Here is a 12,582-nt window from a genome sequence, read left to right on the forward strand (position 1 = left end):
GGAGTTGCCGCATGCGCATACGGGAGCGGGTACGGGAGCGGATCCGGAGTCCGTGGGTCGTGGGCGTACTGGCCGGTGTGCTGCTGCTCGGCGCGTGCGGGGATCCCGGGGGCGGGGACGGCGACGGGAAGCCCGCGGCGCTGCCAGAGGCCCCGACCGGGGCGGTACGGGACGGGGACTCCGCCTCGCCGCGCGCCTCCGCGCCGCCGCCCTCCGCCACGAACCGGCAGCGCGCCGCGCGAAACCCGTCCGCCGACGGCCCCAAGGTCCTCTACCTCGGCGACTCCCTCGCCATGGAGAACCAGAAGGTCCTCGGCGCCCACCTCCGCGACCGGCTCGGCGCCCGTTACCGCAGCGCGCCCTACTCCGGCACCACCCTCTGCGACTACCTCGACGGCACCGGCGAGGACTCCCTCGTCCCCGACAAGGACAAGGCCGCCGCGCTCGTCCGCGCGGAGCAACCCGACTACGTGGTCCTCCAGTTCTGGGGCAACGCGTGGGGCTACACGCCCTGCATGGACGGCATCACGTACGACAAGCAGCGCGCGCGGTACTACGACCGGTACGCGGCGGATGCGCGGCGGCTGGCCGCGCAGATCCACGCCGCGGGGGGCCGGGGGCGGCCACGTGTCGTGTGGGTGCTGCAAGGACCCGACCCCATCACGCCCGACCGCGTACGCGGCGTCAACGACCTCTACGAGGCGCAGGCCAAGGCCTCCGGCGACCTCGTCGCCGACGCGGGGCGTTCCGTCGCCCCCGCGTCCGCCCGCTACACGTGGGTCGAGACGCTCCCCTGCACGACGTACGAGCGCGCGCACCCCTCGTACTGTGGCTCGGGCCGCGCGGCCCTGCACCGGAGCGGCGACGACTACCTGCACTTCTGTCTGGCGCCGACCACGGCCAAATCCCGCCCCTGCCCGGTCCGTTCGCCGGGCATCCGGCGGATGGCCTCGGCTATCGCGGAGAGGATCGGCGCAGATCTCCGCTGACGGTGGCCGCCACGAAGTGGCCGAAGGCGGCGGCCTTGACGGTGAAGGTGGGGCCCTCGGGGTTCTTGCTGTCCCGGATCGCGACAGTTCCGTTGCACTGGGCTTGGGCGTACTCGATGCAGTCGCCGCCGGTGTTGCCGCTGTAGGACGACTTGTGCCACGTCGTGCCGTTGAGGGGGGCGCACTCGATGCAGTCGCCGCCACTGCTTCCGCTGTACGACGACTTACGCCACGTCGTGCCGTTGAGGGGGGCGCACTCGATGCATTCGCCACCGCTACTGCCGCTGTAGGACGACTTGCGCCAACGCGCGCCCGTCAGGTCCTGTCCGGTCCCCATAGCGTTCCTCCATCACGCGAGCGATCAGCTTGGCTGAACCCTCCCGGGAGAGGGCCGCGCCTTGCAGGCGAGCGTATCCGAGCGAACGCTCCCTGATCACTTGCGGGTTGGCAGACATGTGGCCCGAGTCGTAACTCTCGGCGTAGAAGATGTCAGGGTCTCCGTCGAAGCGCAGCAGGGTGAACGACCCCATGACTGCGGCATGTTGCCCCACCGAGAACGGCAGCACCTGGAGGTGCAGCCATGGGCAGTCGCGGTACTCCAAGAGCCGGGTCAGCTGCTCGCGCATGACGCCGCGGCCCCCAATGGCCCGGTGCAGCACTGCCTCGTCGAGCACGACCAGCATGGCAGGGGGTTCGTCCCGCCGCAGGATCAGCTGGCGCTCCATGCGCGCTGCCACCAGTTCGTCCAGACGCTCCTGGTGCTCGACGCCCAGGACCGCGCGTGCGTACCGCTCCGTCTGCAACAACCCGTACACCAGCTGGCACTGGTACGTGGAGATATAGGTCGCCCTCGCCTCCATCTCCGCGTACGCCTGGAACCACGTCGGCAACTGGCTCCGCAACACCAACCCCGCGAGCCGCGAGAAATGGCCGTCCGTGCCCAGCGCCGCGTCGACCCGTTCGGAGAAGTCCCTCGTCGGGACCCTCTTCGTCGTTTCGACCTGGCCGACCAGGGACGCCGTCACGAAGACACACGAACCCAACTCCGCCTGGCTCAGGCTCGCCGCCTCACGCAGGCGGCGCAGTTCGGAGCCGTAGTAGTCCAAGGGGGACGCCGTGGGATCGAGGTCGCGCGGTTTGACCATGTCGCTCAGCGTAGTCAAGCGAACGCGTCCGCGTGACCGGAATCACGTAACCCGTTCGGCCCCGCCCCGGTCGCCCCCGTACACGGCCCGCCGGACGCTGGGAGTCTCTGACGTCGAGACAAGAGGGGTGGCCATGAGCAGCGCGAGCGCACCCGGCACACCGGAGCACGGTCAGCACGCTCAGCACGAGCGGCACGAGCGGCACCACCACCACGGGACGAAGGCCGAGAGCCCCTGGGCGGCCGGCGGGACGATGTTCGCCGGTGTGCTGATGCTGGTGAACGGCATCCTCGGCATCTTCGAGGGCATCGCGGGCATCGCCAAGGACGACGTGTACGAGCGGATCGGCGACTACGTCTACAAGTTCAACCTCACCACGTGGGGCTGGATCCACCTCGTCCTCGGCATCCTCGTGGCCATCGTGGGCTGGGGCATCCTCAAGGGTGCGAGCTGGGCGAAGGGCAGCGGCGTCGCGCTCGCGGCGCTCGCCATCGTGGCGCAGTTCCTGTGGCTGCCGTACACGCCGGTGTGGGCGCTCATCTCGATCGCCATCGGCGTCTTCGTCATCTGGGCGCTGTGCAACGACCGTTCCGACATCGCAGGGCCCTGAGCGCGACCGCACGCGCGCGGGCGGGGGCAGCTCTGCGGAGTCTGCCCAGTCTGCCCCCGCAGGCCCGCGCGCTGGTTCCGCTGATCGTCCCGGCCCTGCTCGTCGGGGTCGGGGCGAGCCTTTTGCTGCTCGCGCTGAGCTGGGTCGCCGAGCGGATCCAGATCACGTTGTGGGAGCGGCTGCCGGACGCGCTGGGGGTGTCCGGGACGTCGGCGGGGTGGATCTTCGGCACGCTCACGGTGGTGGGTGTCGTCGTCGGGGTCGTGGTGTGGGCGGTGCCGGGGCACGCGGGGCCCGACCCGGCGACGACGGGGCTCATCGATCCACCGTTGCCGGTACGGGTGTTGCCGGGTCTCGCGCTGGCCGTGGTGATCGGCCTCGCGGGCGGGGTGAGCCTCGGTCCGGAGAACCCGATCACGGCCATCAACATCGCCCTCGCGTACACGCTCGGCATGCGGGCGATGCCCCGTACGAGCGCCGTCCTGTGGGTGTCGCTCGCGGCGGCGGGAACGGTGGGCGCGCTCTTCGGTACGCCCGTCGCGGCGGCGCTCATCCTCTCCGAGGTCAGCATGGGCGACGATCCGCGGCCCTTGTGGGACCGGCTGTTCGCGCCGCTGGTGGCGGCGGGGGCGGGGGCGCTGACGACGGTGCTCGTCGCGCATCCGACGTTCCGCATCGACGTGCCGCCCTATCCGGGGGCGCGGCTGATCGACGTCGTGTCGGCGGTGGTGATCAGTACGGGGGCGGCGGTGGTGGCGCTGGGCGCGGTGTACGCGTTTCCGTTCTTCCATCGGGCGTTTCGGCAGCTCGGGCACCCGGTCCTCATGGTGGGGGTGGGTGGGCTCGTGCTGGGGGCGTTGGGAGCGCTCGGGGGGCATCTGACGCTGTTCAAGGGCCTGGACGAGATGAAGGAGTTGACCGAGCACGCGGACGAGCACGGGGCGGGGAATTTGTTGCTGTTGGCGGTGGTCAAGCTGGCGGCGCTGGTCGTCGCGGGGACGTGCGGGTTCCGGGGCGGGCGGATCTTTCCCGCGGTGTTCGTGGGGGTGGCGCTCGGGATGTTCGCGCACGCGGTGGTGGGGGCGGTGCCGGTTTCTCTTGCGATCACTTGTGCGGTGCTGGGGGTGCTGCTCGCCACGACGCGGCAGGGGTGGTTGAGCCTCTTCACGGCGGCGGTGGTGGTGAGTGACCTGGCGTTGTTGCCGGTGCTGTGTGTTGCGGCGTTGCCGGCGTGGCTGGTGGTTACGGGGCGGGGGAGCTTGAACCTGGCCCCCCTCCGGGGCGGGGATTGATGTCTGGCGGCGGGTTTCGTTGTGGTTGCTCGCGCCGTTCCCCGCGCCCCTTAACGGGCTCGTTGTTGGCTGCGGGTGGTGTTGTGGTTGCTCGCGCCGTTCCCCGCGCCCCTTAAGGGGCTCGTTGTCGGCTGCCGGGTGTCTTGTGGTTGCTCGCGCCGTTCCCCGCGCCCCTAAAGCGTTCCCCGCGCCCCCTACGGGGCGCGGGTGTCGTCTCTCGTCAGGCTGGGGTCAGGTGGCGGTGCGAGGGGGTGGGTGAGAGGGGGGAGGTCTTGCGGGGAGGTGTCTTCGTTCGGGGGGCGGGGGTTGTTTGGTTGGCCAGGGGCTCCACCAGGATGTCGAACCAGGCCAGGTACGCCAGCGTTCGCTCCGCGTCGGCGTAGTGGCGCCATACCCGGTCGCCGCTCACCGTGCCGGACTCCGCCAGGACCCGCGCCGCCGCCGGTGTCATCGACGTCGCCGTGCCCCGCGTCACCAGCTCCTGCACGGCGTGCGCCGCGCGGGCCGGTGTGGTGCCGGCCGTCACCCACAGCGGCTTCGGCTCAGGGACACCGGCGGCCGCCAACGCTCCCCAACGCGCCGAGGAGAACGTCATCTCGTGCGTACGGTGCGCCAAGCGCGCGCACGCCAGACCGGCCCGGCCCCGCAGCGCCTTCGCCTCGTCCGAGCCGATGAGGTCGAGTCGGGCGTCGACGTGCCGCTCCAGCGCGGCGACGTCGAAGGAGATCAGGGACGGCGTGCGGGCCGGAGCGACGTGCGGCCGGTCCAGGGCCGCCAGCAGCGCCGTCGCCACCTGCCCGTACTGGCGCGGCGAACGCACCCCCGACACCTCCACGGCGGTACCCAGCGCGAACAGGGCCCGCAGCGTCGCCACGTCGGCCGCCCCCGCGGGGAGACGCACGACCAGGTTGGGGCGCGCGACCTCGTCCCGCAGCCTGCGGGCCCTCGCAGCCCAGGAGGCGGCAACGGTTTCGGTTCCTGGCGTTGTCCCTTCCTGGAGGGGGGCCGAGACCACTCCCTTCGCTCCCCCGCTCGCGCGGTGCAGCGGGAGCAGCTGGTCACACGCCTGTCTGATCTCGTCCACAGACGCCGTGCCCACACGGGCCCCCGCCGGCACGCCCTGCGCGAGCGCGCGCCGGACCTCGCGCGCGGCGCCCCCGGGGGTCGCCGAGACGTCGATCCATACGTCGACGCCCTCCGCCCGCAATCGCTTCCAGGCGTGATTCACCGCTGCCTCCCCGTACTCGTAACCCACACCATCAGCTCCTCTCCAGGACCGCGCAGGTCCAGCTGAAACCCGCCCCCACCCCGACGAGCAGCACCCTGTCGCCGCTGCGGAGCGTGTCGTCCGCCAGGAGTCTGGCCACTCCGGCCGCCTGGTCGCCCGCGCCCAAGTGGCCTACCGTCAGGCCGAGTTCCTGCAACGTCACCTCGGGCTCGATGCCGAGCGGGGCCAGGCACTGCAGCCGGGAGAGCCGGGCGCCGAAGAAGGGCACGACGACGGCCGCCATGTCGTGGATGTCGCCGCCCGCCTCCGCGAGGCAGTTCTTGACGGCGGACATCATGCCCGTCTCGTTGCGCGTCGTGATCTCGTCCTGGGAGCGCCCGCGCAGGAACCCCTTCTTGCGCGCCACCAGATCGAGCGGGCCCGCCTGGCTCCCGCTCGTCAGGAACGGCTCGTCGCCCCGGTGCAGCCCCTCCAGCATCGGCTGCGAGAAGGACGACGTGGCGACGAGGCGCAGCGGGCCCGGCGTGCGGGTCAGGACGACGGCCGTGCCCGCGTCGCCGAACGCGAGGCCCCGGTCGGTGCTCCAGCGCGGGAAGGCCGGGTCGGCGAACCGGTCGCCCGTGGTGACCAGGGCGGCCCCCGTGGCGGGGATCGCCGTGAGGCGCGCCGCCGCGTTCTCCAGGGCGCTCATCCCGCCGTTGGACATCTGGCGCAGCTCGTACGCCACGCAGTCGCCGTGGCCGAGCACCTGGTCCTGGACGTACGCCGCCGTGTTCCAGAACTCCAGGCCCTGGTACCAGCAGTCGGCGTGGATCAGCAGCCCCACGTCCCGCGCGTCCCGGCCGCTCGCGGCGAGCGCCGTTCGGCCCGCGGCGACGGCGAGTTCGGGCCCGCTGCGCCCGGTGCTCACCGACACGGAGCGCTGGGCGCTCCGCTCGATCTCCTCGGCGGGCAGCAGGCCCGCGGCCACCGCCTCCCGGCCCGTCTGCAGTTCCCCGAACTCGGCGGCCGCGCTCGCCACGTAGATGTCGTCCCAGCGCACTCCCCCACCCCTTCCTGATTCCTTGCCATTCCTTGCCGGTGGTGCCGGTGGTGCCGGTCAGCGGTTGGTCCAGCGCGGGCTCGGCCCGAACCTGCGGGCCGCCGTGTACCGCTCGTACGGCATGCCGGGCGGCATGTTGAGCACCTCCAGCTGGAAGCCGCCCACGCCGCGGAAGTACACCCAGCGGTCGCCGTCGATCGGGCCGCCGTCCTCGATCAGCTGCGGGTCGCCGAGCACCTCGGCCCCTTCCGTGCGGTCGAGCCAGGCGGCGGCGCGGGCGACGTCGTCGACGAAGAACGCGAGGTGGTGGCCGCCCACGTCGCTGTTGCGCGGGCGCTCGGTGCGGCGGCCCTCGGCCTCGAAGGCGCTGAGCTCGACCGTGGTGACCGGGCCGAGCCGGATCGCCGCGGTCTCCTTGCGGAAAGGCCCGTCCACCGCGTACTGGCTCCGCGCCGTCGCGGCGTCCACGGACTCGGCCGTGCGGTAGGCGAGTTCGCCGCCCATCGGTCCGGTGAAGAAGGCGACGGCCTCGTCGAGGTCGGCCACCGAGTAGCCGACGTGGCCGATGCCGAGGGCGCCGGGCAGGCCGCGCTCCCACTCCCCGTCGGGGCGGTAGACGCGTGCTTCGGTGTCCCGCTCGTAGGGCAACTCGGCGGCGAGCTGGCGCAGTTCGATCCGCATGCCCCAGTTGGTGAGGAGGTGGATCCACCGGTTGCCGGCCGTCGGGCCGCCCGCGTCGGCGCGGGGTTCGCCCAGGACGCGGACGTGCGGGGAGCGGGCGGCCTTGGCGAGTGCCGCGTCCAGGTCGCGTACGTGGATGCCGATGTGGTGGCCGCCGACGTCGGTGAACCCCGTTGCCCGGAGCTGCTGTTCGGGCGCGGTGTACTGGAACAGCTCCAGGTTGGCGTCCGGGCCGAGCCGCAGCATCGCGATGTGCGCGCTCGCACGCGGGTGGACGTCGAGCTGGCGCGCCATCCAGTCGCTGTCGGGCTCCTCGACGGGACCGAGCCGGTAGAGCACGTCCGCGCCGAGCACCGTGGTGCAGAAGTCCACGGCGACGTCGAGGTCCGCGACGGTGTAGGCGTAGTGGTCGACGTTGCGGGCGGTGGGGATGGCGGGGGCGGCGGTGGTGCTGGTGGCCGGGGGCGCCGTCGGGGCGGTGGATGACATCACTCTGCTCCAGGTTCGCGGGGTGGGGTGGGGCTCGGGCGGGAGGGGCCCGGCTCAGGCGGGAGGGGGTGTGGCGGTCCGGGGCCGGGCCCGTCCCCGGTTGCCGGGGCCCGGCCGCGCCGGGGGCCGCGCGGGTCCGGTCCCGGCGGGCCGAGCCCCGGACTCGCCCGGCCCGATGGCCGAGGCCGTGCCCCCCCCCGGGGCCCGCGGCCGAGGCCCAAGGGGGCGGGCCGGGTGGCCGAGGTTCAAGAGGGCGGACCGGGTGGGCCCGGGATCAGACCGTGCCGGCGTGGGCGGCGTTGGCGACCGCGGCGGAGAGCGCCATGCCGCCGTCGATCAGGGTGGACGTGCCGGTGGTGTACGCGGCCGCGGGGGACGCCAGGTAGGCGACCAGGGCGGCGACCTCGTCCGGGCGGCCGGGGCGGCCCGCGGGGATGGCGGGGCGGGCGATCTCCGCGGCGTCCAGGCCGGCCGGGACGTTGTTCATGGGGGTGGCGGTCTCGCCGGGCGCCACCGCGTTGACCGTGATGCCGTGCGCGGCCAGGTCCAGCGCCATCGCCTTGGTCAGCGCGCCCAGACCGCCCTTGGCGGCGCAGTACGTGCTGCCCTCCCCGATCGGGATGTGCTCGTGGATGCTGGTGATGTTGATGATGCGGCCACCGCGGCCCTGCGCGATCATCCGCTCCGCGGCGACCTGGCTCAGCCGGAACGGGCTCGTCAGGTTGACGTCGAGGATCCGCCGCCACTCCTCCAGGGTCTCCTCGACGACCGTCGCGCGCCGGTTCAGGCCCGCGTTGTTGACCAGCACGTCGATGCCGCCGAAGGCGTCGACGCAGTCCCGCAGGGCCTCGCCAGCGGCGGTCGGGTCGGTCAGGTCGAGGCCAAGAGTCCCGGCCCGTACGCCGTGCCGCACGGCGAGGCCGTCCGCGATCTCCTTGGCGGCGGCCGCCTGCCGCCCGTAGCCGACGACGAGGTCACAGCCGGCCGCGGCGAGCGCCTCGGCCACGGCGGCGCCGATACCCGAACTGGCGCCGGTGACAACGGCGATGGGGCGATTCATGAGGGGCCCTTTCTGGTGGGAGGGGGAGGGAGTGCTGGGGTGCGGGAAGGGGGGTGGTGGGCGCCCCTGACGCCGGGGGAGGGGTGTCAGGGGCGGGGTCCGACCACCTCCTTCTCAGGGGCGAGGGGTCAGTGACAGGGCCACCTTGGGTGCGGCCCGACGCCCCCTCTCGAGGAGTTCGAAGGCCTGGTCGACGTCGGCGAGCTCGAAGACGTCGGCGATCATGCCCTTGGCCGAGAGGACGCCCTCGGCGAAGAGCCGCAGCGCCCGCTCGTAGTAGTCGAGGCCGTGCCGTACACCGGTCATCGTCACGCCGCGCAGCACCAGTTCGGAGGCGTCGACGGCCGGCAGCGGGTCGCTCGGCACGCCGACCGCGGCGATCCGGCCGCCGACGTCCGCGACGCGCAGCGCCTCCAGGAGGGCCGGCACCGCGCCGGACGCCTCGATGACGACGTCGTACTCGCCGTCACGCGCCTCACCCGGCAGGAACGCGTGCTCCGCCCCCATCCGCAGCGCGGCGCCGATGCCCGCGTCGTCGATCCCGACCACGTCGACCGTGCCGGCGACCCGGCGGGCCATCTGCACGGCGAGCAGGCCCATGGTGCCGGTGCCGAAGACGAGGACGCGCTCGCCGGGGAAGACCCCGACCTTGTCGAGCGCCGCGAGCACCGTCACCGCGGGTTCCGCGAGCGCCGCGGCGAAGTCGTCGACGCCCGGCGGGACCTTGGTCAGGGACTGGGCGGGGAGCCGGATGAACTCCGCCGCCGCGCCCTGCTGTCCGTAGAGGCCGACCTCCTTCAGCTGCGAGCACTCGTTGCGGCGGCCGCGCTGGCAGGCGCGGCAGCCCCCGCAGGAGAGCATGGTCTGCCCGACGACCCGGTCGCCGATCTGCAGCTGCCGTGAGTACTGGCAGTTCCCGGCGATCGCCACCACACGCCCGACCCACTCGTGGCCGAACACGTGGGGCATCGTGGCCCTGCCGTCCCGCACGTAACTGGCCGTGCCGTGCAGGAGTTCGAGGTCGGTGCCGCAGATGCCGACCGTCGTGGGGGCCACCAGAACGTAGCCGAGCTCGGGGCCCGGTATCTCCACCTCGACCTGGCCGACCTTGTTGGTGTCCATGATCGCCGCGGCGCTCATGGAGCCGTTCGGCCAGCGGCCGCACAGCAGGTCGTCCGTGGGTGGCAGCACCTTTTCGTGGTGTTCAGCCAACGTAACCGCTCCTCGGTCAGCGCCCGTCGTCGGTCGGCGGGCGGAAAATCGGGGTCTGCTCGCGCGAGGGCAACTCCGGTACGCGCACCGGGAGCCGGGAGCTGACATCGGCGGGCAGCACGCGTACGGCGAGGAGTTCGAGCCCCTCGGCCCCCGCGGTCACCCGCACCGCGGCCCGCGCCTCGACGAGCAGCGCGCCACCGGCGTCGAGCACGCGCCCGGCACGCTCGGGTGCCCGCTCGGCACGCTCGGGCACCCGCTCGGCACGGTCGGGCGCCGGGTCCGTGTGCACCGACGCCGACCCGGCGACCGCGTACAGCGCGGCCTCGGTGCCGTGGGCAGGCTCGTGCGCCCAGGTGGCGCCGGGCGACAGCCAGATCTGCTCGAAGGACTCGCACTCGCTGTGCAACATGCCGCGGCGGGCGAGGCAGCGCCAGGTGCGGCCGGCTTCGCCGCTCTCGGGCGCGGTGGAACGCAGCAGCCGGGAGGGCGCGGAGGGCGCGCTGACGATCACTGCGCGGACTCCGGCGACGCGACGGCGACCTGGGCGTGGAACAGCTCCAGGCCGTGTCCGCGGTCCGCGCCGATGCGGGCGCGGGTGCCCTGCGGAAGGGTCACGGCCGTGCCGGGGTGGAGCTCCGCGGTGTCGCTGCCGTTCTCGACCCAGCCGGTGCCGGAGAGCACGAACACCATGTGCTCGCGCCCGTCGGCCGCCAGCTCGACGGTGCCGGAGGCGTCGACCGTCTCCAGGGCGAGGGTGCGCAGCGGTCCGGTGAAGACGCCGGCGGGGGAGACGGAGCGCTCGGCTCGCAGGTCGTGCAGGCGTGCGGTGGGCACCGGGGGCTCCTCCGTGGTGGACGTGGGTGTGGCGGCGGAGGCGGGGGCGGTCGCGCCGAGCGCCTCAATGAAGCGGGGCGAGCGCATCTCGATGACCAGCCAGGCCAGATCGCGGTCGCCGGTGTTGCGCAGGCCGTGGACGGTGCCGAGGCCGGTGAGCAGGAGCGTGCCGGGCGCGATCGGGTGGGCGGTGCCGTCCAGGTAGATCTCGCCGGTCCCGGAGAGGATGAAGTAGATCTCCTCGGTCCGGGTGTGCCGGTGCTCGCCGCTGACGCCGCCCGGCGGGACGCACGCCCACTCGACGGCCTCCCAGCCGCCGCGCAGGTCCGCGCCGGAGGCGAGCGCCTTCCAGCGGGTCACGCCGGTGGTGCCGTGCACGCCGTGGATGTGGGCGGGGCCGCCGACGTCACCGACGATCACCTCGCCGCCGAGGGTGCGGGTGGCGGGGGTGCGGGCGGCGGAGGTGCGGGCGGCGGGGGTGGTGGCGAGGGTGCCGCCGGCCGCCGCGTCGTGCGTCACCGCCCCGGGGGCCGGTGCGTACGCGGTCTCAGACATGCTGCGGACCCCCGACGCGTCGGCCCGCGACGCGCAGCTCGGCCACCGCGTCCAGGAGCTCCTGCTCGGTGAGGTCGTTGACGAAGGTGGCGTCGCCGATGCCCACCGGGAGCGGCAGTCGCTGCTGTCCGTCGCGGTGGCGGACGGTGTCGCGCAGCGCGGCCGTGAGAAGCTCCGGCTGGTCCAACAGGTCGTCCCAGACGGGCAGTTCGAGGGCGCGCATCACGTCGTGGACGCGCTCGGCGTCGGCGTCGCCGATGAGGCCGCGGCGCCGGGCGAGGACGGTGGTGAGCGCCATGTCGACGCAGACCGCCTCGCCGTGCAGCAGCGCGGGCAGGGCGCTCATCTCGACGGTCGGGCTGAAGGTGTGCCCGTAGTCGACCGAGCGCTCCAGCTTGGCCTCCCACAGGTTGGGCTGGAGCTCTTCGAGCATGCCCTGGATGGCGCGGCGCACGACCTCGCGCGCGGCGTCCTCGCCCGCCTCGCTCTCGCCCTGGAACTTCTCGTTGAGGAGCTGCGGACCGTACTGCTCCAGGACGTCGAAGAGGCGCGCGTCCTTGATCAGGGCGATCTTGAGGATCTCCGCCATGCCGTTGCCGATGTGGCGCCGGTCGAGCGTGGCGAGGAAGGTGCGGTCGAGGAGGGTGAGGTCGGCGGGGAAGTAGGTGCCGAGCCGGTTCTTGTGCCCGTTGAAGTTCACCCCGGTCTTGGCGCCCACGCCCGCGTCGACCAGGCCGATCAGCGTGGTGGGGACGCGGATGAAGGGGGTGCCGCGGCGGTAGAGGCTGCTCGCCAGGCCGACGATGTCCATGAGGACGCCGCCGCCGATGACGATGAGGGGCTCCCGGCGCCGGTCCACGCCGAAGGCGTCCAGCTCCTCGACGATGCGCGCCGCGGTCTCGAAGCTCTTGACGGTCTCATCCGCGGGGACGACACAGATGACGTGCTCGACGTCGTGGTAGTCGAAGTAGGCGCGGATGCGGTTGCCGTGCAGCAGGTCGACGTCGGAGTCGAGCACCACGAACCGGCGCAGGCGCTTGCCGGGGGCCGCGGCCGGCTCCAGCAGGTCGGTCCGCTCGAAGTCGAACAGGCCGTCGGCGACGCGTACTTCGTAGCTGACGGGCTTGGCGGTACGGACCACCCACGCGTCGACGCGCTCGCTGTAGGCGTACAGCCCCGCGCTGGGCTGAGCCGCCACTGCGTCACCGACGGAGCCGGCCGCACCGTACTCGGCGGCCTGGGCGCGCTCGCTGGGACGGCCCAGAAGTGCCGAATTGTTCCCGGACACGGATCACCTCAACTGGTTCGGAGAGAGCCTCTCGGTTGTGGAGAGCGGCTTAATCTATGCATTCTCAAGCATTCACCTGCAAGGCCGGGCGGTCATTTACGGGACTTGGCGAAGTAGGAACGCGTGCCTCTTCCGGGCGGGATATGAGAACCGA

At 72.8% G+C, this 12,582-nt stretch carries 13 protein-coding genes; 3 read left to right on the forward strand and 10 right to left on the reverse strand.

Annotated elements, in window-relative coordinates:
- Nucleotides 1–41: 41 nt before the first annotated feature.
- The gene (locus ACFYO9_RS23860; RefSeq protein ID WP_358779017.1) at nucleotides 42–989 is read left to right on the forward strand and encodes an SGNH/GDSL hydrolase family protein; all 948 of its coding nucleotides are present in this window, start codon (nucleotides 42–44) and stop codon (nucleotides 987–989) included.
- Here ACFYO9_RS23860 and ACFYO9_RS23865 read toward each other — a convergent pair.
- Nucleotides 955–1,326 carry a DUF397 domain-containing protein gene (locus ACFYO9_RS23865; protein WP_358779001.1) on the reverse strand — a complete coding sequence of 124 codons (372 nt, stop codon included), beginning with the start codon at nucleotides 1,324–1,326 and terminating at the stop codon, nucleotides 955–957. The two genes, ACFYO9_RS23860 and ACFYO9_RS23865, sit on opposite strands and share 35 nt — an antisense overlap.
- The gene (locus tag ACFYO9_RS23870; protein WP_358779018.1) at nucleotides 1,265–2,134 is read right to left on the reverse strand and encodes a helix-turn-helix transcriptional regulator; all 870 of its coding nucleotides are present in this window, start codon (nucleotides 2,132–2,134) and stop codon (nucleotides 1,265–1,267) included. The genes ACFYO9_RS23865 and ACFYO9_RS23870 overlap by 62 nt, the downstream gene beginning before the upstream one ends.
- Before the next feature lie 133 nt (nucleotides 2,135–2,267).
- Between ACFYO9_RS23870 and ACFYO9_RS23875 the strand changes: the two genes are divergently transcribed.
- A complete protein-coding gene (locus ACFYO9_RS23875; RefSeq protein ID WP_388666544.1) occupies nucleotides 2,268–2,744 on the forward strand; it encodes a hypothetical protein in 477 nt (158 codons plus the stop codon).
- Nucleotides 2,745–2,776: 32 nt separating this feature from the next.
- Nucleotides 2,777–4,036, forward strand: coding sequence for an ion channel protein (locus ACFYO9_RS23880; RefSeq protein WP_358779019.1), 1,260 nt, complete (start codon nucleotides 2,777–2,779; stop codon nucleotides 4,034–4,036).
- A gap of 220 nt (nucleotides 4,037–4,256) precedes the next feature.
- On the opposite strand, the gene ACFYO9_RS23885 is transcribed toward ACFYO9_RS23880, so the two are convergent.
- From ACFYO9_RS23885 to ACFYO9_RS23920, 8 genes are all read right to left on the reverse strand, one after another.
- The gene (locus tag ACFYO9_RS23885) at nucleotides 4,257–5,264 is read right to left on the reverse strand and encodes a transaldolase family protein (RefSeq protein WP_358779002.1); all 1,008 of its coding nucleotides are present in this window, start codon (nucleotides 5,262–5,264) and stop codon (nucleotides 4,257–4,259) included.
- A 31-nt stretch (nucleotides 5,265–5,295) separates the two neighbouring features.
- Nucleotides 5,296–6,306, reverse strand: a complete 1,011-nt coding sequence (locus ACFYO9_RS23890; protein ID WP_358779003.1) for a ketoacyl-ACP synthase III family protein — start codon at nucleotides 6,304–6,306, stop codon at nucleotides 5,296–5,298.
- Between the two features lie 57 nt (nucleotides 6,307–6,363).
- Nucleotides 6,364–7,476 (reverse strand): VOC family protein, encoded by a 1,113-nt coding sequence (locus ACFYO9_RS23895; RefSeq protein ID WP_358779004.1) that lies wholly within the window; start codon nucleotides 7,474–7,476, stop codon nucleotides 6,364–6,366.
- A gap of 274 nt (nucleotides 7,477–7,750) precedes the next feature.
- Nucleotides 7,751–8,536, reverse strand: a complete 786-nt coding sequence (locus ACFYO9_RS23900; RefSeq protein ID WP_358779005.1) for an SDR family oxidoreductase — start codon at nucleotides 8,534–8,536, stop codon at nucleotides 7,751–7,753.
- A 114-nt stretch (nucleotides 8,537–8,650) separates the two neighbouring features.
- Nucleotides 8,651–9,748, reverse strand: a complete 1,098-nt coding sequence (locus ACFYO9_RS23905; protein ID WP_355812538.1) for an alcohol dehydrogenase catalytic domain-containing protein — start codon at nucleotides 9,746–9,748, stop codon at nucleotides 8,651–8,653.
- A gap of 16 nt (nucleotides 9,749–9,764) precedes the next feature.
- Nucleotides 9,765–10,262, reverse strand: a complete 498-nt coding sequence (locus ACFYO9_RS23910; protein WP_358779006.1) for a hypothetical protein — start codon at nucleotides 10,260–10,262, stop codon at nucleotides 9,765–9,767.
- A complete protein-coding gene (locus tag ACFYO9_RS23915) occupies nucleotides 10,259–11,140 on the reverse strand; it encodes a cupin domain-containing protein (RefSeq protein WP_358779007.1) in 882 nt (293 codons plus the stop codon). The genes ACFYO9_RS23910 and ACFYO9_RS23915 overlap by 4 nt, the downstream gene beginning before the upstream one ends.
- A complete protein-coding gene (locus ACFYO9_RS23920; protein WP_358779008.1) occupies nucleotides 11,133–12,428 on the reverse strand; it encodes a sedoheptulose 7-phosphate cyclase in 1,296 nt (431 codons plus the stop codon). Before ACFYO9_RS23920 ends, ACFYO9_RS23915 begins: the two co-directional genes overlap by 8 nt.
- Between the last annotated feature and the right edge of the window lie 154 nt (nucleotides 12,429–12,582).

The organism is Streptomyces sp. NPDC005863, assembly GCF_042871345.1.
Classification (GTDB): domain Bacteria; phylum Actinomycetota; class Actinomycetes; order Streptomycetales; family Streptomycetaceae; genus Streptomyces.